At 55.5% G+C, this 19,187-nt stretch carries 31 protein-coding genes; 30 read left to right on the top strand and 1 reads right to left on the bottom strand.

Features of this window, described 5'->3' with window-relative positions; all coding sequences use genetic code 11:
• Positions 1-182 precede the first annotated feature (182 nt).
• From rpsJ to bfr, 30 genes are all read left to right on the top strand, one after another.
• On the top strand, positions 183-494 hold the full coding sequence (gene rpsJ, locus F2P67_RS02765; protein ID WP_003186070.1) for a 30S ribosomal protein S10: 312 nt from the start codon (positions 183-185) through the stop codon (positions 492-494).
• Between the two features lie 80 nt (positions 495-574).
• A complete protein-coding gene (gene rplC, locus F2P67_RS02760; RefSeq protein WP_003228738.1) occupies positions 575-1,210 on the top strand; it encodes a 50S ribosomal protein L3 in 636 nt (211 codons plus the stop codon).
• Between the two features lie 12 nt (positions 1,211-1,222).
• Complete coding sequence (rplD, locus tag F2P67_RS02755; protein WP_003228735.1) at positions 1,223-1,825, top strand: 50S ribosomal protein L4; 603 nt, start codon at positions 1,223-1,225, stop codon at positions 1,823-1,825.
• Positions 1,822-2,121, top strand: a complete 300-nt coding sequence (gene rplW / locus F2P67_RS02750) for a 50S ribosomal protein L23 (protein ID WP_002555488.1) — start codon at positions 1,822-1,824, stop codon at positions 2,119-2,121. The genes rplD and rplW overlap by 4 nt, the downstream gene beginning before the upstream one ends.
• A 14-nt stretch (positions 2,122-2,135) precedes the next feature.
• Positions 2,136-2,960, top strand: coding sequence for a 50S ribosomal protein L2 (gene rplB, locus F2P67_RS02745; RefSeq protein WP_003228734.1), 825 nt, complete (start codon positions 2,136-2,138; stop codon positions 2,958-2,960).
• 16 nt (positions 2,961-2,976) lie between these two features.
• Entirely contained in the window at positions 2,977-3,252 is a 276-nt protein-coding gene (gene rpsS / locus F2P67_RS02740; RefSeq protein ID WP_003228731.1) for a 30S ribosomal protein S19, read from the top strand.
• 11 nt (positions 3,253-3,263) lie between these two features.
• Positions 3,264-3,596: a 50S ribosomal protein L22 gene (rplV, locus tag F2P67_RS02735; RefSeq protein WP_003103908.1), complete on the top strand. Its 333-nt coding sequence runs from the start codon at positions 3,264-3,266 to the stop codon at positions 3,594-3,596.
• Positions 3,597-3,609: 13 nt separating this feature from the next.
• Positions 3,610-4,296 (top strand): 30S ribosomal protein S3, encoded by a 687-nt coding sequence (gene rpsC / locus F2P67_RS02730; protein WP_003176422.1) that lies wholly within the window; start codon positions 3,610-3,612, stop codon positions 4,294-4,296.
• A 12-nt stretch (positions 4,297-4,308) separates the two neighbouring features.
• A complete protein-coding gene (rplP, locus tag F2P67_RS02725) occupies positions 4,309-4,722 on the top strand; it encodes a 50S ribosomal protein L16 (protein ID WP_003228729.1) in 414 nt (137 codons plus the stop codon).
• A complete protein-coding gene (gene rpmC, locus F2P67_RS02720; protein ID WP_002555481.1) occupies positions 4,722-4,913 on the top strand; it encodes a 50S ribosomal protein L29 in 192 nt (63 codons plus the stop codon). The genes rplP and rpmC overlap by 1 nt, the downstream gene beginning before the upstream one ends.
• A 2-nt stretch (positions 4,914-4,915) precedes the next feature.
• Positions 4,916-5,182: a 30S ribosomal protein S17 gene (rpsQ, locus tag F2P67_RS02715; protein ID WP_003194644.1), complete on the top strand. Its 267-nt coding sequence runs from the start codon at positions 4,916-4,918 to the stop codon at positions 5,180-5,182.
• Between the two features lie 23 nt (positions 5,183-5,205).
• Positions 5,206-5,574, top strand: coding sequence for a 50S ribosomal protein L14 (gene rplN, locus F2P67_RS02710; protein ID WP_002555479.1), 369 nt, complete (start codon positions 5,206-5,208; stop codon positions 5,572-5,574).
• 11 nt (positions 5,575-5,585) lie between these two features.
• Positions 5,586-5,900 (top strand): 50S ribosomal protein L24, encoded by a 315-nt coding sequence (gene rplX, locus F2P67_RS02705; protein ID WP_003186046.1) that lies wholly within the window; start codon positions 5,586-5,588, stop codon positions 5,898-5,900.
• 20 nt (positions 5,901-5,920) lie between these two features.
• Complete coding sequence (rplE, locus tag F2P67_RS02700; RefSeq protein ID WP_003210069.1) at positions 5,921-6,460, top strand: 50S ribosomal protein L5; 540 nt, start codon at positions 5,921-5,923, stop codon at positions 6,458-6,460.
• A gap of 13 nt (positions 6,461-6,473) precedes the next feature.
• Positions 6,474-6,779 carry a 30S ribosomal protein S14 gene (gene rpsN, locus F2P67_RS02695; RefSeq protein WP_003228726.1) on the top strand — a complete coding sequence of 102 codons (306 nt, stop codon included), beginning with the start codon at positions 6,474-6,476 and terminating at the stop codon, positions 6,777-6,779.
• Between the two features lie 209 nt (positions 6,780-6,988).
• The gene (rpsH, locus tag F2P67_RS02690) at positions 6,989-7,381 is read left to right on the top strand and encodes a 30S ribosomal protein S8 (RefSeq protein WP_007966178.1); all 393 of its coding nucleotides are present in this window, start codon (positions 6,989-6,991) and stop codon (positions 7,379-7,381) included.
• Between the two features lie 12 nt (positions 7,382-7,393).
• Positions 7,394-7,927, top strand: a complete 534-nt coding sequence (gene rplF / locus F2P67_RS02685) for a 50S ribosomal protein L6 (protein ID WP_003176412.1) — start codon at positions 7,394-7,396, stop codon at positions 7,925-7,927.
• A gap of 10 nt (positions 7,928-7,937) precedes the next feature.
• Positions 7,938-8,288: a 50S ribosomal protein L18 gene (gene rplR / locus F2P67_RS02680; protein WP_003186037.1), complete on the top strand. Its 351-nt coding sequence runs from the start codon at positions 7,938-7,940 to the stop codon at positions 8,286-8,288.
• Between the two features lie 3 nt (positions 8,289-8,291).
• Positions 8,292-8,792: a 30S ribosomal protein S5 gene (gene rpsE, locus F2P67_RS02675; RefSeq protein WP_010566852.1), complete on the top strand. Its 501-nt coding sequence runs from the start codon at positions 8,292-8,294 to the stop codon at positions 8,790-8,792.
• A gap of 2 nt (positions 8,793-8,794) precedes the next feature.
• Positions 8,795-8,971: a 50S ribosomal protein L30 gene (gene rpmD / locus F2P67_RS02670; RefSeq protein WP_003176408.1), complete on the top strand. Its 177-nt coding sequence runs from the start codon at positions 8,795-8,797 to the stop codon at positions 8,969-8,971.
• A gap of 3 nt (positions 8,972-8,974) precedes the next feature.
• The gene (gene rplO, locus F2P67_RS02665) at positions 8,975-9,412 is read left to right on the top strand and encodes a 50S ribosomal protein L15 (protein WP_003228720.1); all 438 of its coding nucleotides are present in this window, start codon (positions 8,975-8,977) and stop codon (positions 9,410-9,412) included.
• On the top strand, positions 9,413-10,741 hold the full coding sequence (gene secY / locus F2P67_RS02660; RefSeq protein ID WP_003228718.1) for a preprotein translocase subunit SecY: 1,329 nt from the start codon (positions 9,413-9,415) through the stop codon (positions 10,739-10,741). It begins immediately after the preceding gene.
• Between the two features lie 27 nt (positions 10,742-10,768).
• Positions 10,769-10,885, top strand: coding sequence for a 50S ribosomal protein L36 (rpmJ, locus tag F2P67_RS02655; protein WP_002555468.1), 117 nt, complete (start codon positions 10,769-10,771; stop codon positions 10,883-10,885).
• Between the two features lie 130 nt (positions 10,886-11,015).
• Entirely contained in the window at positions 11,016-11,372 is a 357-nt protein-coding gene (gene rpsM, locus F2P67_RS02650; RefSeq protein WP_003186020.1) for a 30S ribosomal protein S13, read from the top strand.
• A 30-nt stretch (positions 11,373-11,402) separates the two neighbouring features.
• A complete protein-coding gene (gene rpsK / locus F2P67_RS02645; RefSeq protein WP_002555466.1) occupies positions 11,403-11,792 on the top strand; it encodes a 30S ribosomal protein S11 in 390 nt (129 codons plus the stop codon).
• 18 nt (positions 11,793-11,810) lie between these two features.
• Entirely contained in the window at positions 11,811-12,431 is a 621-nt protein-coding gene (gene rpsD / locus F2P67_RS02640; protein WP_003176404.1) for a 30S ribosomal protein S4, read from the top strand.
• 22 nt (positions 12,432-12,453) lie between these two features.
• Positions 12,454-13,455 (top strand): DNA-directed RNA polymerase subunit alpha, encoded by a 1,002-nt coding sequence (locus F2P67_RS02635; RefSeq protein WP_003186012.1) that lies wholly within the window; start codon positions 12,454-12,456, stop codon positions 13,453-13,455.
• A 42-nt stretch (positions 13,456-13,497) separates the two neighbouring features.
• Positions 13,498-13,884: a 50S ribosomal protein L17 gene (gene rplQ / locus F2P67_RS02630; protein ID WP_003176402.1), complete on the top strand. Its 387-nt coding sequence runs from the start codon at positions 13,498-13,500 to the stop codon at positions 13,882-13,884.
• A gap of 240 nt (positions 13,885-14,124) precedes the next feature.
• Positions 14,125-15,579, top strand: coding sequence for a catalase (locus F2P67_RS02625; RefSeq protein ID WP_166216996.1), 1,455 nt, complete (start codon positions 14,125-14,127; stop codon positions 15,577-15,579).
• A gap of 149 nt (positions 15,580-15,728) precedes the next feature.
• Positions 15,729-16,193: a bacterioferritin gene (bfr, locus tag F2P67_RS02620; RefSeq protein WP_166216994.1), complete on the top strand. Its 465-nt coding sequence runs from the start codon at positions 15,729-15,731 to the stop codon at positions 16,191-16,193.
• A 65-nt stretch (positions 16,194-16,258) separates the two neighbouring features.
• Here bfr and uvrA read toward each other — a convergent pair whose 3' ends face one another.
• Positions 16,259-19,093, bottom strand: coding sequence for an excinuclease ABC subunit UvrA (gene uvrA / locus F2P67_RS02615; RefSeq protein WP_166216992.1), 2,835 nt, complete (start codon positions 19,091-19,093; stop codon positions 16,259-16,261).
• Positions 19,094-19,187: the final 94 nt, after the last annotated feature.

Here is a 19,187-nt window from a genome sequence, read left to right as displayed (position 1 = left end):
GTCGTAGCTAAAATCATCGAGTAATCTCTTTTATAGAGTCAGCTTGATGAATTGAAAAAAGCCCCCGCTTAGCGGGGGCTTTTTTATTGGGTTGACACCTATCAGGGGCGTCTATAGAATTGCGCCTCCTTTTAACGGGCGTATTGCGCCCGGTGGGAATAGCAGCCGGAGTCTGAAATCCAATGCAAAATCAGCAAATCCGTATCAGGTTGAAGGCTTTTGACCATCGCCTGATCGACCAATCAACCCAGGAAATCGTGGAAACCGCGAAACGTACTGGTGCTCAAGTGCGTGGTCCAATTCCACTGCCTACCCGTAAAGAGCGGTTTACCGTTCTGGTTTCCCCGCACGTCAACAAAGACGCGCGTGACCAGTACGAAATCCGCACTCATAAGCGCGTTCTGGACATCGTCCAGCCAACGGATAAAACCGTTGATGCTCTTATGAAGCTTGATCTTGCGGCCGGTGTGGAAGTGCAGATCAGCCTCGGCTAAGACTCGGTCTTAGTCGTGTAACGCTCTGAAATGGGCGGCCATAGCGGGTGAAAGCCCCGTACACTCATGAGGTTTACAACATGACTATTGGTGTAGTCGGTCGTAAATGCGGTATGACCCGTATTTTCACCGAAGAAGGTGTCTCCATTCCGGTCACGGTCATTGAGATCGAGCCGAATCGCGTCACCCAGTTCAAAACTGAAGAGACCGATGGCTATCGTGCAGTGCAAGTCACTGTCGGCGAGCGTCGTGCTTCGCGTGTAACAGCAGCTCAGGCAGGCCACTTCGCTAAAGCGAACGTTGCCGCTGGTCGCACCACCATGGAATTCCGTCTTGAAGAAGGCGAGTACCAGGCTGGCGATCTGATCAACGCTGAAATCTTCGCCGCTGGTCAACTGGTTGATGTAACCGGTCAGTCCAAGGGTAAAGGCTTCCAGGGTACGATCAAGCGTTGGAATTTCCGCGGGCAAGATAACACCCACGGTAACTCCGTATCCCACCGCGTCCCAGGCTCTATCGGCCAGTGCCAGACTCCTGGTCGTGTATTCAAGGGCAAAAAAATGTCCGGTCATATGGGCGCTGAGCGCGTGACCGTGCAGTCCCTGGAAGTAGTGCGCGTGGACGCTGAACGCAATCTGTTGTTGGTCAAGGGCGCTGTTCCTGGCGCTACTGGCGGCAACCTGGTTGTACGTCCAGCAGCCAAGGCTCGCGGTTAAGGGGAAGCTGACATGCAATTAAATGTAAATGACGCTCAAGCGATCGAAGTTTCCGAACTGACATTTGGCGGCGAGTTCAACGAGACGCTGGTTCACCAAGCAGTCGTGGCCTACATGGCCGGCGGCCGTCAAGGTAGCAAGCAGCAAAAGACCCGTTCCGACGTTCGTGGTGGCGGCAAGCGCCCATGGCGTCAGAAAGGTACTGGCCGTGCTCGTGCCGGTACTATCCGTAGCCCAATCTGGCGTGGCGGCGGTACCACTTTCGCAGCTCGTCCACAGGATCACTCCCAGAAGCTGAACAAGAAGATGTATCGCGCAGCAATGCGTTCCATCCTTGCTGAGCTGGTGCGTACTGATCGTCTGGTCGTGGTTCAGGATTTCGCTGTTGAAACTCCGAAAACCAAAGATCTGCTGGGCAAACTGAACAACATGAGCCTGACCGACGTTCTGATCGTGTCGGACGCTGTTGATCAGAACCTGTACCTGGCTGCTCGTAACCTGCCGCACGTAGATGTACGTGACGTTCAAGGTTCCGATCCAGTTAGTCTGATCGCATACGACAAGGTGTTGATCACCGTGTCGGCCGTGAAGAAATTCGAGGAGCTGCTGGGATGAACCAGGAACGCGTATTTAAAGTTCTGCTTGGCCCGCACGTTTCCGAGAAGGCTACGGTTCTGGCAGACAAGAAAGGCCAGTTCGTTTTCAAGGTTGCTACTGATGCAACCAAGCTGGAAATCAAGAAGGCCGTCGAAAGCCTGTTCAGCGTGAAAGTAGAGCGCGTCACTACCCTGAACGTTCTGGGTAAGAGCAAGCGCACTGCTCGCGGTCTGGGCAAGCGTAATGACTGGAAGAAGGCAGTTATCTCCCTTCAGCCAGGCCAAGATCTCGATTTCAGCAGCAGTGCTGAGTAAGGAAGGGGTGCATCATGGCAATCGTTAAATGCAAACCGACTTCCCCTGGCCGCCGTTTTGTGGTCAAGGTGGTCAACCAGGAGCTGCATAAAGGCGCTCCTCACGCACCGCTGCTCGAGAAAAAATCGAAGACTGGTGGTCGTAACAACAATGGCCGTATTACCACTCGTCACATCGGTGGTGGTCATAAGCAGCATTATCGTATGGTCGATTTCCGTCGCAACGACAAAGATGGCATCGTCGCCACTGTCGAGCGTATCGAATACGATCCAAACCGTACTGCTCACATCGCACTGCTCTGCTACGCAGACGGCGAGCGCCGCTACATCATCGCCCCTAAAGGCGTGAGTGCTGGCGACCAGCTGATCGCAGGCGCTCTGGCTCCAATCAAGCCAGGCAACGCTCTGCAACTGCGCAACATTCCAGTCGGTTCTACCGTACACGGCATCGAACTGAAGCCAGGTAAAGGTGCACAGATCGCTCGTTCCGCTGGTGCTTCGGCTCAGCTGATCGCTCGTGAAGGTGTGTACGTTACCCTGCGTCTGCGTTCCGGTGAAATGCGTAAAGTCCTGGCTGAATGCCGTGCGACCCTGGGCGAAGTCTCGAACTCCGAGCACAGCCTGCGTTCGCTGGGTAAAGCTGGTGCCAAACGCTGGCGTGGCGTTCGCCCAACCGTTCGTGGTGTTGCCATGAACCCGGTTGACCACCCACATGGTGGTGGTGAAGGTCGTACCTCTGGTGGTCGTCATCCGGTATCGCCATGGGGCTTCCCGACTAAGGGCGCGAAGACTCGTGGTAATAAGCGTACCGACAAAATGATCGTCCGTCGTCGCAAGTAAATAGAGGGATACGACAGTGCCACGTTCTCTGAAAAAAGGTCCTTTTATTGATCTTCACCTACTGAAGAAGATCGAAGTGGCGGCGGAAAAGAACGATCGCAAACCAATTAAAACCTGGTCGCGTCGTTCCATGATCCTGCCACAAATGGTCGGTCTGACCATCGCAGTACACAACGGCCGTCAGCACGTCCCAGTTCTCGTGAACGAAGACATGGTTGGCCATAAACTGGGCGAGTTCGCCGGTACCCGCACTTATCGTGGGCACGTGGCTGACAAGAAAGCCAAGCGTTAAGGGGTAAGGAAATGGAAGTAGCCGCTAAGTTGTCGGGCGCTCGAATCTCCGCCCAGAAAGCCCGCTTGGTCGCCGACCAGATCCGCGGGAAGAAGGTGGGCGAAGCGCTCAACCTGTTGGCTTTCAGCAGTAAGAAAGCCGCCGAGATCATGAAAAAAGTGCTGGAGTCGGCCGTAGCCAACGCCGAGCATAACGAAGGCGCAGACGTTGATGACCTGAAGGTCAGCACCGTTTTCGTCAACGAAGGGCGTTCGCTGAAGCGCATCATGCCACGTGCCAAAGGCCGTGCTGATCGCATCGTCAAGCGGTCTTGCCATATCACTGTCAAGGTTGCTGACAAGTAACGGAGTCGAAGAGATGGGTCAGAAAGTACATCCCATTGGCATTCGCCTGGGAATCGTCAAGGAGCACACCTCCGTCTGGTACGCAGACGGTCGGACTTATGCGGACTACTTGTTCGCTGATCTGAAGGTGCGTGAGTATCTCCAAGACAAACTAAAAAGCGCGTCCGTAAGCCGTATCGATATCCATCGTCCGGCCCAAACTGCACGCATCACCATCCACACCGCTCGTCCAGGTATCGTTATCGGGAAGAAAGGTGAAGATGTTGAGAAACTGCGTCAGGACCTGACCAAGCAAATGGGTGTGCCTGTGCACATCAATATCGAAGAGATCCGCAAGCCGGAGCTCGACGGTATGCTGGTTGCGCAGAGCGTAGCTCAGCAGCTGGAGCGTCGTGTAATGTTCCGCCGCGCTATGAAGCGCGCAGTACAGAACGCCATGCGCATTGGTGCCAAAGGCATCAAAATCCAAGTGAGCGGTCGTCTCGGCGGTGCTGAAATCGCACGTACTGAATGGTATCGCGAAGGTCGTGTGCCATTGCACACCCTGCGTGCCGACATCGACTATGCCAACTACGAAGCTCACACCACTTACGGTGTGATCGGTGTAAAGGTTTGGATCTTCAAAGGCGAAGTAATCGGTGGTCGCCAAGAAGAGCTGAAGCCGCAAGCACCAGCGCCTCGTAAAAAAGCTGCTAAGTAAGGGGTACGCCAAATGTTGCAACCAAAGCGTACGAAGTTCCGCAAGCAGATGACCGGCCACAACCGTGGTCTGGCACTGCGCGGTAGCAAAGTCAGCTTCGGCGAGTTCGCGCTGAAGTCTGTTGCTCGTGGTCGTCTCACCGCTCGTCAGATCGAGTCAGCGCGTCGTGCTCTGACCCGTCACGTAAAACGTGGCGGCAAGATCTGGATCCGTGTATTCCCGGACAAGCCGATCTCCAAGAAGCCTCTCGAGGTTCGTATGGGTAAAGGTAAGGGTAACGTGGAGTACTGGGTTGCCCAGATTCAGCCAGGCAAAGTCCTGTATGAAATCGAGGGTGTTTCTGAAGAGCTGGCGCGTGAGGCTTTCGCCCTGGCTGCTGCAAAGCTGCCGCTCGCCACCTCCTTTGTTAAACGGACGGTGATGTGATGAAAGCGAATGAACTTCGTGAAAAATCCGCACAGCAGCTGAACGAGCAACTGCTCGGCTTGCTGCGCGACCAGTTCAATCTGCGTATGCAGAAGGCAACTGGCCAGTTGGGGCAGTCTCATCTGCTCTCGCAAGTTAAGCGTGACATCGCTCGCGTGAAGACTGTGCTCAACCAGCAGGCAGGTAAGTAATCATGGCTGAAGCCGAAAAAACTGTCCGTACGCTGACTGGCCGTGTTGTCAGCGACAAGATGGACAAAACCATCACCGTTCTGATCGAGCGTCGCGTTAAGCACCCGATCTACGGTAAATACGTTAAGCGTTCGACTAAGCTGCACGCGCACGACGAAACCAATCAGTGCCACATCGGCGACAAAGTCACTATTCGTGAAACTCGTCCGATGGCCAAGACCAAGTCTTGGGCGCTGGTTGATGTTCTCGAACGCGCTGTGGAAGTCTAAGGGCTAGGGGTCGGAGAAATTATATGATTCAGACTCAATCCATGCTCGATGTGGCCGATAACAGCGGCGCTCGCCGCGTTATGTGCATCAAGGTGCTGGGTGGCTCCCATCGTCGTTACGCTGGTATCGGTGACATCATCAAAGTTACCGTGAAGGAAGCAATTCCTCGCGGTAAAGTGAAAAAAGGCCAAGTGATGACTGCTGTTGTAGTCCGCACTCGTCACGGCGTTCGTCGTGCTGATGGCTCCATTATCCGCTTTGATGGCAACGCTGCTGTTCTTCTGAACAACAAGCAAGAGCCGATCGGCACCCGTATCTTTGGGCCAGTGACCCGTGAACTTCGTACTGAGAAGTTCATGAAGATCGTCTCGCTCGCCCCAGAAGTGCTGTAAGGAGATCCGACATGCAAAAGATTCGTCGTGACGACGAGATCATCGTGATCGCCGGCAAAGACAAAGGTAAGCGCGGTAAGGTGCTGAAGGTTCTTGCTGACAACCGTCTGGTTGTTGGTGGTCTGAACCTGGTCAAGCGTCATACCAAGCCTAACCCGATGTCGGGCGTACAGGGCGGTATCGTCGAGAAAGAAGCGCCACTGCACGCTTCCAACGTCGCCATCTTCAACGGCGAAACCAACAAGGCTGACCGCGTTGGTTTCAAAGTAGAAGACGGTAAGAAAATTCGTGTCTTCAAGTCGACCCAAAAAGCGGTTGATGCTTGAACACTGCTAGGTAGAAGACCATGGCACGACTAAAAGAGATTTACCGGAAGGAAATCGCTCCGAAACTTAAGGAAGAACTTAAGCTTTCGAACGTGATGGAAGTTCCGCGCGTTACAAAAATCACCCTGAACATGGGTCTGGGCGAAGCGATCGGCGACAAAAAAGTCATCGAGCACGCTGTTGCTGACCTGGAAAAGATCACCGGCCAGAAAGTCGTTGTGACCTACGCTCGTAAATCCATCGCTGGCTTTAAAGTCCGCGAAGGATGGCCGATCGGCGTCAAAGTGACCCTGCGCCGTGAGCGTATGTACGAGTTCCTGGATCGTCTGCTGTCGATCTCCCTGCCTCGGGTTCGCGACTTCCGCGGCCTGAATGCCAAGTCCTTTGATGGTCGTGGCAACTACAGCATGGGCGTGAAAGAGCAGATCATTTTCCCGGAAATCGACTACGACAAGATCGATGCTCTCCGCGGTCTGGACATTACCCTGACCACCACTGCCAAGAACGATGATGAAGGCCGCGCTCTGCTGCGTGCTTTCAAATTCCCGTTCCGCAACTGATTGGAGTAGGAAAATGGCCAAGAAGAGCATGAAAAACCGTGAGCTGAAGCGTCAGCTCACTGTTGCCAAGTACGCCACCAAGCGTGCAGCGCTGAAAGCTATCATCGTCGATCTGAACGCAAGTCCAGAAGCGCGTTGGGAAGCTACCGTAGCTCTGCAGAAGCAACCACGTGACGCAAGTGCTTCGCGCATGCGTAACCGTTGCCGCCTGACTGGTCGTCCGCACGGCGTTTACCGCAAGTTCGGCCTTGGCCGTAACAAGCTGCGTGAAGCTGCAATGCGTGGTGACGTTCCAGGCCTGGTTAAAGCCAGCTGGTAATCGCTGTCAAAGTCTCGATGGTCGGGTTTGCAAGAACCTGACCATCGGTTGCTTTGAATCTGAATCAAGCCCCTTTTGGGGCTTGATTCATTTCTGGGGTGTGTCTAGAATGACCGGCTCGCCTGAGCCCGTGTTTTTCATGCCCGGAAGTTCTCGGCGACAAGTAGTAGCCGCAAGGCTAATTTTTCTGTATTAGGAGCGTCTAGCCCATGAGTATGCAGGACCCGTTAGCGGACATGCTAACTCGAATCCGTAATGCCCAGATGGCTGAAAAGTCTGTCGTAAGCATGCCGTCTTCCACGCTGAAGGTGGCTGTAGCAAAAGTCCTGAAGGACGAAGGTTACATCGCGGATTTTCAGATCACCACCGACGCTAAGCCGTCGTTGTCCATCTCGCTGAAGTACTTCGAAGGCCGTCCGGTTATCGAAGAAGTGAAGCGCGTTAGTCGTCCAGGCCTGCGTCAGTACAAGTCCGTTGAAGATCTGCCGAAAGTTCGTGGCGGTCTTGGCGTGTCTATCGTCTCCACCAACAAAGGTGTGATGACGGATCGTGCTGCGCGCGCTGCCGGTGTCGGCGGCGAAGTTCTTTGCACTGTGTTCTAAGGGGGGATAAGCATGTCTCGCGTCGCTAAGAACCCCGTTAAGCTGCCAGCCGGTGTCGAAGTAAAATTCGCAGGCCAACAGCTTTCGGTGAAGGGTGCCAAGGGTACTCTTGAACTGAACATCCATTCGTCCGTTGAGATCGTTGAAGAGGCCGGTGAGCTGCGTTTCGCTGCTCGCAATGGCGATCAACAAACTCGCGCAATGGCCGGTACCACGCGTGCGTTGGTAAACAACATGGTCCAGGGCGTAAGCCAAGGCTTCGAGCGCAAGCTCCAGCTGGTCGGTGTTGGTTACAAAGCGCAAGCAAAAGGCACGGTTTTGAACCTGGCCCTTGGCTTCTCGCACCCAGTGGATTACGAACTGCCGGAAGGCATCACCGCTGAGACTCCTAGCCAGACCGATATCCTGATCAAGGGCATCGACAAGCAGCTGGTAGGTCAAGTGGCTGCCGAGATCCGCGACTTCCGTCCACCAGAGCCGTATAAAGGCAAAGGTGTGCGCTACGCGGACGAAGTCGTCCGTCGTAAAGAAGCCAAGAAGAAGTAGGGCATAGCAAATGACCGACAAAAAAGTTACTCGACTGCGTCGCGCTCGCAAAGCACGCCTGAAAATGCACGAACTCGAAGTCGTGCGTCTCTGCGTGTTCCGCTCGTCGCAGCACATCTACGCCCAGGTCATCTCGGCCGACGGCAACAAAGTCCTGGCAAGCGCCTCGACTTTGGATAAAGAACTGCGTGATGGCGCCACTGGCAACATCGACGCGGCCACAAAGGTTGGCCAGCTGGTCGCTACGCGTGCTAAGGCCGCTGGCGTCTCGCAAGTGGCTTTCGACCGCTCTGGCTTCAAGTACCACGGCCGCGTTAAAGCGCTGGCTGATGCTGCTCGTGAAGCTGGGCTGGAGTTCTAAGTTATGTCAAATAACGACCAAAAGCGCGACGAAGGCTACATCGAGAAGCTGGTTCAAGTTAACCGCGTAGCCAAAACCGTTAAAGGCGGCCGTATCTTCACTTTTACCGCGTTGACCGTGGTTGGTGATGGTAAAGGGCGTGTTGGCTTCGGCCGTGGCAAGTCGCGTGAAGTGCCTGCTGCGATCCAGAAGGCAATGGAAGCTGCTCGCCGCAACATGATCCAAGTTGACCTGAACGGCACTACTCTGCAGTACGCAATGAAGTCCGCTCACGGCGCTTCGAAGGTGTACATGCAGCCTGCTTCTGAAGGTACCGGTATCATCGCTGGCGGCGCTATGCGTGCTGTCCTCGAAGTTGCTGGCGTTCAGAACGTTCTGGCCAAGTGCTACGGCTCGACTAACCCGGTAAACGTGGTTCACGCCACTTTCAAAGGTTTGAAAGCTATGCAGTCCCCTGAATCCATTGCCGCCAAGCGTGGCAAAAGCGTCCAGGAGATCTTCTGATCATGGCTACCGTTAAAGTTACGCTGATCAAAAGCATGACCGGCCGTATCCCTAACCACAAACTGTGCGTTAAGGGTCTGGGTCTGCGTCGCATCGGTCACACTGTAGAAGTCCAGGATACTCCCGAGAATCGCGGGATGATCAACAAGGCTTACTACATGCTGCGTGTCGAGGGTTAATCGATGAAACTCAATGATCTGAGTCCAGCGCCGGGTTCCCGTCGCGAAAAGCATCGTCCGGGCCGTGGTATCGGTAGCGGTTTGGGTAAGACTGGTGGCCGTGGTCACAAAGGTCAGACCTCCCGCTCTGGTGGCACCATTGCTCCAGGCTTTGAAGGCGGTCAACAGCCGCTGCATCGTCGTCTGCCGAAGTTCGGTTTCGTTTCCCTGAAAGCCATGGATCGCGCAGAAGTGCGTCTGTCCGAGCTGGCTAAAGTGGAAGGCGACATCGTCACCGTGCAGTCCCTGAAAGATGCCAACGTGATCAACGTCAACGTACAGCGTGTGAAAATCATGCTGTCCGGTGAAGTGACTCGCGCTGTCACTATCGGCAAGGGAATCGGCGCCACCAAAGGTGCGCGTGCGGCTATCGAAGCAGCTGGCGGCAAGTTCGAGGAATAAATGGCTAAGCAAGGTGCTCTCTCTGCGCTCGGCAAAGGCGGTATGTCTGAACTCTGGGCTCGTCTGCGTTTTCTGTTCCTGGCGATTATCGTCTACCGAATAGGCGCACACATCCCGGTTCCAGGTATCAACCCGGACCGACTCGCAGACCTGTTTCGACAGAATGAGGGGACCATTCTTAGCTTGTTCAACATGTTCTCCGGCGGCGCGCTGGAACGGATGAGCATCTTTGCACTGGGGATCATGCCGTACATTTCGGCATCGATCATCATGCAACTGATGACCGCCGTCAGTCCGCAGTTGGAGCAGTTGAAGAAGGAAGGTGAAGCTGGCCGTCGCAAGATCAGCCAGTACACCCGCTACGGCACCGTCGTCCTCGCTCTCGTCCAGGCTATTGGCATGTCCATTGGTTTGGCGGGGCAGGGCGTTGCGTTCACTGGTGACTTTGGCTTCCATTTCGTCGCGGTATCCACTTTTGTGGCTGGTGCGATGTTCATGATGTGGCTGGGTGAGCAGATTACTGAGCGTGGTGTAGGCAACGGTATCTCGATGTTGATTTTTTCGGGTATCGTCGCCGGTCTTCCGAGAGCAATCGGGCAGTCTTTCGAGTCTGCGCGTCAGGGTGATATCAACATCTTCGCCTTGGTTGCCATCGGTTTGCTGGCAGTAGCGATTATCGGTTTCGTGGTGTTCATTGAGCGTGGTCAGCGTCGTATTGCTGTTCACTACGCCAAGCGTCAGCAGGGCCGCAAGGTTTTTGCTGCGCAGACAAGCCACTTGCCGCTGAAGGTGAACATGGCCGGTGTTATTCCGGCTATTTTCGCGAGCAGCATTTTGCTGTTCCCGGCTTCGCTGGGTGCCTGGTTCGGTCAGTCTGAAGGTATGGGCTGGTTGCAGGACATCTCGCAGTCGATCGCTCCTGGTCAGCCGTTGAATATTCTGCTGTTTAGTGCAGGGATTATTTTCTTCTGCTTCTTCTATACGGCGTTGATGTTCAATCCGAAAGACGTAGCGGAAAACCTGAAGAAGTCCGGTGCCTTTATTCCGGGCATCCGTCCAGGTGAGCAGTCTGCGCGCTATATTGATGGCGTTCTGACCCGCTTGACCATGTTCGGTGCTCTTTACATGACGGCCGTGTGCCTGTTGCCCCAGTTCCTGGTGGTTGCAGCAAACGTTCCGTTCTACCTTGGCGGGACCTCGTTGCTGATCGTGGTCGTGGTTGTGATGGACTTCATGTCCCAAGTACAATCGCACCTCGTTTCGCACCAGTACGAATCCCTGATGAAGAAAGCCAACCTGAAGGGTTACGGCAGCGGCATGTTGCGCTGAGTACCCATAAGGTTCGAGGAGTTGGTGATGAAAGTTCGTGCATCGGTGAAAAAGCTGTGCCGTAACTGCAAGATTATTCGCCGCGAAGGTGTTGTTCGAGTAATTTGCAGCGCGGAACCGCGTCACAAACAGCGCCAAGGCTGAGTGTGATTGTGCTTCAAGCCCGGTAGCTAGTGCGCTACCGGGTTGATTATTTGTTATTACAGCGATATTATCTCGCGCCCTATTTCTTGGCTTCCGGGGCGTAGGTAGCTGTCAATTGGAGTCCCACTGAATGGCCCGTATTGCAGGCGTTAACATTCCAGATAACAAGCATACTGTTATCTCGCTGACCTACATCTATGGTGTTGGTCGCACTACTGCGCAGAAGATCTGTGCAGTGACTGGGGTAAACCCAGCAGCAAAGATCAAAGATCTGAGCGACGAGCAAATTGAACAGCTGCGTGGCGAAGTGGCGAAGTTCACCACTGAAGGTGACCTGCGTCGCGAAATCAACATGAAAATCAAGCGCTTGATGGACCTCGGTTGCTATCGCGGTCTGCGTCATCGTCGTGGTCTTCCAGTACGCGGTCAGCGTACCAAGACCAACGCGCGTACCCGTAAAGGTCCGCGTAAGCCGATCCGCAAGTAATCGCCCCAGCGAATCGACAGGAATTTAATCATGGCAAAACCTGCTGCTCGTCCTCGTAAAAAAGTTAAAAAGACAGTGGTTGATGGCATCGCCCACATCCATGCATCTTTTAACAACACCATCGTGACCATCACCGACCGTCAAGGTAACGCTCTTTCCTGGGCTACCTCCGGTGGTTCGGGTTTCCGCGGTTCCCGCAAGTCCACCCCGTTCGCTGCTCAAGTAGCTGCTGAGCGTGCTGGTCAAGCTGCGCTGGAATATGGCCTGAAAAACCTCGACGTCAATGTCAAAGGTCCAGGTCCAGGTCGTGAATCCGCAGTCCGCGCTTTGAACGGCTGTGGCTACAAGATCGCCAGCATCACCGACGTGACGCCAATCCCGCACAACGGGTGCCGTCCGCCGAAGAAGCGCCGCGTGTAATCCAGGAGATTGTAAAGAATGGCTCGTTACATTGGTCCAAAATGCAAACTCGCTCGTCGCGAAGGCACCGATCTCTTCCTGAAGAGCGGCGTGCGCGCGATCGAATCGAAGTGCAACATTGAAGCAGCACCTGGTATCCACGGCCAACGCCGCGGTCGCCAGTCCGACTACGGCACCCAACTGCGTGAAAAGCAGAAGGTCCGTCGTATCTACGGCGTTCTCGAGCGTCAGTTCAGCGGCTACTACAAAGAAGCTGCTGGTAAGAAAGGTGCAACCGGTGAAAACCTGCTGCAACTGCTCGAATGCCGTCTGGACAACGTTGTATACCGTATGGGCTTTGGTTCGACTCGTGCCGAATCCCGCCAGCTGGTATCGCACAAGTCGATCAGCGTTAACGGTCAGACCGTAAACGTTCCGTCGTATCAGGTTCGTGCTGGTGACGTGGTTGCAGTTCGCGAGAAAGCAAAAAACCAACTTCGCATTGTCCAAGCTCTCGATCTGTGTGCCCAGCGTGGCCGCGTAGAATGGGTAGAAGTAGACACTGAGAAGAAGTCGGGCGTTTTCAAGAACGTTCCTGCTCGCAGTGATCTGTCCGCCGACATCAACGAAAGCCTGATTGTCGAGCTCTACTCCAAGTAAGGGCTAGAAAATAGGTGCATCCATGCAGATTTCGGTAAATGAGTTCCTGACACCCCGCCACATTGATGTGCAGGTTGTCAGTCCAACCCGCGCCAAGATCACTCTCGAGCCTCTCGAGCGTGGTTTTGGCCACACCCTGGGCAACGCGCTGCGCCGCATCCTGTTGTCCTCAATGCCCGGCTGCGCAGTAGTCGAGGCCGAGATTGACGGTGTGCTCCACGAGTACAGCGCCATCGAAGGTGTACAGGAAGACGTAATTGAAATCCTGTTGAACCTTAAAGGTCTGGCCATCAAGCTGCACGGTCGTGACGAAGTTACGCTGACCTTGTCGAAGAAGGGTTCGGGGGTGGTTACCGCTGCCGATATTCAGCTGGATCATGATGTCGAGATCGTTAATCCCGATCACGTAATCGCTAACCTGGCGTCTAACGGCGCCCTGAACATGAAGCTCACCGTAGCTCGTGGTCGTGGTTATGAACCAGCCGACTCGCGTCAGAGCGATGAAGACGAAAGCCGCAGCATCGGTCGCTTGCAGCTCGACTCTTCGTTCAGCCCGGTTCGCCGTATCGCATACGTGGTGGAAAACGCCCGTGTCGAGCAGCGCACCAACCTGGACAAGCTGGTTATTGATCTGGAAACCAACGGTACCCTGGACCCTGAAGAGGCTATCCGCCGCGCTGCAACCATTCTGCAACAGCAGTTGGCTGCGTTCGTCGACCTCAAAGGTGACAGTGAGCCAGTGGTTGTCGAGCAGGAAGACGAGATCGATCCGATCCTGCTTCGCCCGGTTGACGATCTGGAACTGACTGTACGTTCGGCTAACTGCCTTAAGGCGGAAAACATCTACTACATCGGTGACCTGATTCAGCGTACCGAAGTAGAGCTGTTGAAGACTCCGAACCTGGGCAAGAAATCCTTGACTGAAATCAAGGACGTTCTGGCCTCCCGCGGTCTGTCCCTCGGCATGCGCCTCGACAACTGGCCGCCTGCAAGTCTTAAGAAGGACGACAAGGCGACTGCCTGATCGTCGTAATCACCGAACGTAGTGTTTGGTAAGGAATGAACCATGCGTCATCGTAAAAGTGGTCGTCACCTGAGCCGCACCAGCTCGCACCGCAAGGCCATGTTCCAAAACATGGCGGTGTCGCTGTTCGAGCACGAGCTGATCAAAACTACTCTGCCAAAAGCCAAAGAACTGCGCCGCGTTGCCGAGCCGCTGATCACTCTGGCCAAGACAGACAGCCTGGCTAACCGCCGTCTGGCTTTCGACCGTACTCGTTCGAAAGCTATCGTTGGTAAGCTCTTCAACGACCTGGGCAAGCGTTACGCTACCCGTGAGGGTGGCTACCTGCGCATCCTCAAGTGCGGTTTCCGCGCTGGCGACAACGCGCCTATGGCGTACGTCGAGTTGGTTGATCGTGCTACTGCTGGCGAAGCTGTATCCGCCGAGTAAGACGTCAGTCTGAAACAAAGAACCGGGCCTAGCGCCCGGTTTTTTGTTTCTGAAAGAAAATGCGCTGCCCGTACAAGCTTCTAACCCGATTCTGTTGTCACTATGTGCTGGAAATTATCATTAGTATTTTTCTATCGATATCTACAGGTTAATGAATTTGTAGGTGTCATATTGATGATCAATACTTCCTGCCAAGCCGATTAGCCGGCAGCTCCAAGACTGACAGAGGAAGAAGACTGTATGAGCCAGATCAAAACGCTTACGACCGCCAGTGGCGCGCCTGTCGCTGATAACCAGAATTCTCGCTCCGCTGGCCCGCGTGGCCCATTGCTGCTCGATGATTTCCACCTGATCGAGAAGCTTGCTCATTTCAATCGTGAAAACATCCCAGAGCGTCGCGTGCATGCCAAGGGCTCGGGTGCTTACGGGACTTTCACTGTCACTCAGGACATCACCCGTTACACCAGCGCTAAATTATTCGAGTCGGTCGGTAAGCAGACCCCGACCTTCCTGCGGTTCTCTACTGTGGGTGGTGAGCGTGGTTCGGCCGACACCGAGCGTGATCCGCGTGGTTTCGCATTGAAGTTCTATACCGAAGAAGGTAACTGGGACATCGTCGGCAACAACACGCCGGTGTTCTTCATTCGTGACCCGTTGAAATTCCCTGACTTCATCCATACGCAGAAGCGCCTTCCGCAGAGCAATCTGAAAAGTGCGCAAATGATGTGGGATTTCTGGTCGCATTCGCCTGAAGCACTGCATCAGGTAACGATTCTGTTCTCCGACCGAGGCATTCCTGACGGCTACCGCCACATGCACGGCTTCGGCAGTCACACCTACAGTCTGATCAATGCCGAGGGCGAGCGTCATTGGGTCAAGTGGCACTACAAGACCAAGCAAGGGATCAAAAACCTCGCGCCGGCAGATGCTGCGCGTCTTGCGGGTACCGATCCTGACTACGCACAGCGTGATCTGTTCGAAGCCATCGAGCGCGGTGACTTCCCGAAATGGCGCGTGTGCATCCAGATCATGTCCGAAGCGCAGGCGGCGGCTCACTACGAGAACCCGTTCGACGTGACCAAGACCTGGTCGCAGAAAGAGTTTCCGCTGATTGAAGTCGGTGAGCTTGAGCTGAACCGAAACCCACAGAACTACTTCGCCGAAGTCGAGCAAGCTGCATTCGGCCCGAGCAACATGGTTCCGGGCGTCGGTCTGTCACCGGATCGCATGCTGCAAGGTCGCGTATTCGCTTACGCCGACGCGCATCGCTACCGTGTCGGTACCAACCACCAGCAACTGCCGGTCAATGCGCCACGCAGCCCGGTGAATACCTACCAGCGCGACGGCTCGATGGCTTTCGGCAGCAATGGTGGTGCAGCGCCTAACTATGAGCCGAACAGCTACATCGAATCGCCGAAACAAGCGCCGCATTACGCCGAGCCTGCACTGGCTCTGAGTGGGGCCGCTGATCGTTACGACCACCGCGAAGACACCGATTACTACAGCCACGCCGGTGCGCTGTTTCGCCTGATGAGTGACGATCAGAAGGCGCTGCTGGTCAGCAACATTGCCGGCGCAATGGCAGGTGTTTCCAGCGACGTGGTTGATCGCCAGTTGCAGCATTTCTACAAGGCCGATCCGGCGTACGGAGAAGCAATCGCAAAGCTGCTCAACGTACAGCTTAACGAAGTCTAAACGAGAAGCAGAACCGCCCTCATTTGGGCGGTTTTTGCGTTATTTAGGCTGCTTTTCTAAGAATATCTTCGCTTTTATTGCGCAAAACGGGTGACCTTCCGGTCAGCTTGGTTCAAACTACAGTCTTTCAAGCAGGGAGATGTAGGGCGATGCAAGGCCACCCAGACGTTATCGATTACCTCAACACGTTGCTGACCGGCGAACTGGCCGCGCGTGACCAATATTTCGTTCATTCGCGGATGTATGAGGACTGGGGGTTCACCAAGCTCTACGAGCGAATCAACCACGAGATGGAAGAAGAAGCCGGTCACGCTGATGCGTTGATGCGCCGGATTCTGATGCTCGAAGGCACGCCGCGTATGCGTCCGGACGATCTGGATGTCGGCACCTCGGTGCCTGAGATGCTTGAAGCGGATCTGCGCCTTGAGTACAAAGTCCGCGCCGCGCTGTGCAAAGGCATTGAGCTTTGCGAGCAGCACAACGACTACGTCAGCCGAGAGATCCTGCGGGTTCAGCTCAACGACACCGAGGAAGATCACACCTACTGGCTGGAAAAGCAGTTGGGTCTGATCAAGTTGATCGGTCTAGAGAACTATCTGCAATCCCACACCTGATTACATCGGATACAAAAAAGCCCCTGTCACTGATGAAGTGACAGGGGCTTTTTCATGCGCGGGATTTAGGCCCGATCACGAACCAGCAACGGCTTGAGGTAGTGGCCAGTATGAGATTGCTTCATCTCGGCCACTTCCTCCGGCGTACCGGTGGCAATGATCTGGCCGCCCTTGGAACCACCCTCAGGACCAAGATCCACCAGCCAGTCGGCGGTCTTGATCACGTCGAGGTTGTGTTCAATCACTACCACGGTGTTGCCGTGATCGCGCAGGCGGTGCAGTACGTCGAGCAATTGCTGGATATCGGCGAAGTGCAGACCGGTAGTCGGCTCATCGAGGATGTACAGGGTTTTGCCGGTATCGCGTTTGGACAGTTCGCGAGACAGCTTGACCCGCTGCGCTTCACCGCCGGACAACGTCGTCGCCGACTGCCCTAGCTTGATGTACGACAGGCCAACGTCCATCAGCGTTTGCAGCTTACGCGCCAGCGCTGGTACTGCGTCGAAGAACACGCGGGCTTCCTCGATGGTCATCTCGAGGGTTTCGTGGATGCTCTTGCCCTTGTACTTGATCTCAAGGGTTTCGCGGTTGTAGCGCTTGCTCTTGCACACGTCGCACGGCACGTAGATGTCCGGCAGGAAGTGCATTTCCACTTTGATCAAGCCATCGCCCTGGCAGGCTTCGCAACGACCGCCCTTGACGTTGAACGAGAAACGCCCAGGACCGTAACCACGGGAGCGCGATTCAGGCACACCCGCAAACAACTCCCGGATCGGCGTGAACAGCCCGGTGTAAGTTGCCGGGTTCGAACGCGGTGTGCGACCAATAGGGCTTTGGTCGATATCGACGACTTTGTCGAGATGTTCCAGGCCTTTGATGCTGTCGTGCGCTGCCGCTTCGAGCGTGGTCGCGCCATTGAGTGCGGTTGCGCTCAGTGGGAACAGCGTATTGTTGATCAGCGTCGATTTGCCCGAGCCGGATACACCGGTCACGCACGTCAGCAAGCCGATCGGGATTTCCAGGTCGACATTGCGCAGGTTGTTGCCGCGCGCGCCCTTGAGCGCCAGCACCTGCTTTTTGTTGCGCGGCGTACGTTTGGCCGGCACTTCGATCTTCACTCGACCCGACAGGTATTTGCCGGTCAGTGAGTCCGGGTGCACCATGACCTCGGCCGGCGTGCCTTCGGCCACGATCTGCCCGCCATGTACGCCGGCGCCCGGGCCGATATCCACGACGTAATCGGCGAGGCGGATAGCATCCTCATCGTGCTCGACCACAATCACGGTATTGCCGATGTCCCGCAGATGCTTGAGCGTGCCCAGCAGGCGGTCGTTGTCGCGCTGGTGCAGACCAATGGACGGCTCGTCGAGGATGTACAGGACGCCCACAAGGCCGGCGCCAATCTGGCTGGCCAGGCGAATCCGTTGTGCTTCACCGCCGGACAACGTGTCGGCGCTGCGATCCAGCGACAGATAGTCGAGACCGACGTTGACCAGAAACTGCAGACGCTCGCGGATCTCCTTGAGAATCTTGTCAGCAATTTCACCGCGACGGCCAGTCATCTTCAGCTCGGCGAAGTATTCACAGGCATCGCCGATCGGCAGATTGGTGACGGCCGGCAGCGTTTTCTCACCGACCCACACGTGCCGCGCTTCGCGACGCAGACGGGTGCCGCGGCAATCCGGGCACGACTGGGTGCTGAGGAACTTGGCCAGCTCTTCACGCACGCTCGCCGATTCGGTTTCGCGATAGCGGCGCTCAAGGTTGGGTACGATGCCTTCGAACGGGTGCGAACGTTTGACGATATCGCCACGATCGTTCAGGTATTTGAAGTCGACGTTCTGAGATCCGCTGCCGTGCAGAATGAATTTCTGCTGATCGGCCGGCAGTTCGTTGAACGGCACCTCAAGACTGAAACCGTAGTGAGAGGCCAGTGAGCCAAGCATCTGGAAGTAATAGACGTTGCGCCTGTCCCAGCCGCGTATCGCACCTTCGGCCAGCGTCAGGTCGCCATTGACCAGTCGCTTGATGTCGAAGAACTGCTTCACCCCCAGACCATCGCAGGTCGGGCAAGCACCAGCGGGGTTGTTGAAAGAGAACAGCTTCGGCTCCAGCTCGCTGATCGCGTGGCCGCAGATCGGGCAGGCGAAGCGCGCGGAGAAGATCATTTCTTCGCCGGGCTCGTCGTCCATCGGAGCGACCAGAGCAATACCGTCCGCCAGTTTCAAGGCAGTCTCGAACGACTCGGCGAGACGTTGCTGCAAATCAGCGCGGACTTTGAAACGGTCGACGATCACATCAATCGAGTGCTTCTTCTGTTTATCCAGCTTCGGCAACTCGTCGAGCTCGCAGATCCGGCCGTTGACACGGGCACGGACGAAACCTTGAGCGCGCAACTCTTCGAAAACCGACAGGTGTTCGCCTTTGCGCTCGCGGATGACCGGCGCCAGCAGCATCAGTTTGCTGCCTTCAGGCTGCGCCAGTACCAGATCGACCATCTGGCTGACGGTCTGCGCTTCCAGCGGAATATCGTGATCCGGGCAGCGCGGCGTACCCACGCGTGCATAAAGCAGGCGCAGGTAGTCGTAGATTTCGGTGATGGTGCCGACCGTGGAGCGCGGGTTGTGCGAGGTCGACTTCTGTTCGATGGAGATCGCCGGCGACAGGCCTTCAATGGTGTCGACGTCGGGTTTTTCCATCATCGACAGAAACTGCCGGGCGTAGGCCGACAGCGATTCGACATAGCGGCGCTGACCTTCGGCGTACAGCGTGTCGAACGCAAGGGACGACTTGCCGGATCCGGACAGGCCGGTGATGACGATCAGTTTGTCCCGTGGCAGGGTCAGGTCGATGTTCTTCAGGTTGTGGGTACGGGCCCCACGTATCAGGATCTTGTCCAAAGTGGCCTCGCTCGGCGGGCGTCGAAAACGTAGGAGTATACGGCCAAATACTGGATGGATGCACACTATCAAACGCAGCGTTTCTTGCCTTACA

It is taken from the genome of Pseudomonas atagonensis (assembly GCF_011369485.1).
In the GTDB taxonomy this organism is placed as follows: Bacteria; Pseudomonadota; Gammaproteobacteria; order Pseudomonadales; family Pseudomonadaceae; genus Aquipseudomonas; species Aquipseudomonas atagonensis.
This window is presented reverse-complemented; position numbering and strand designations above follow the sequence as displayed.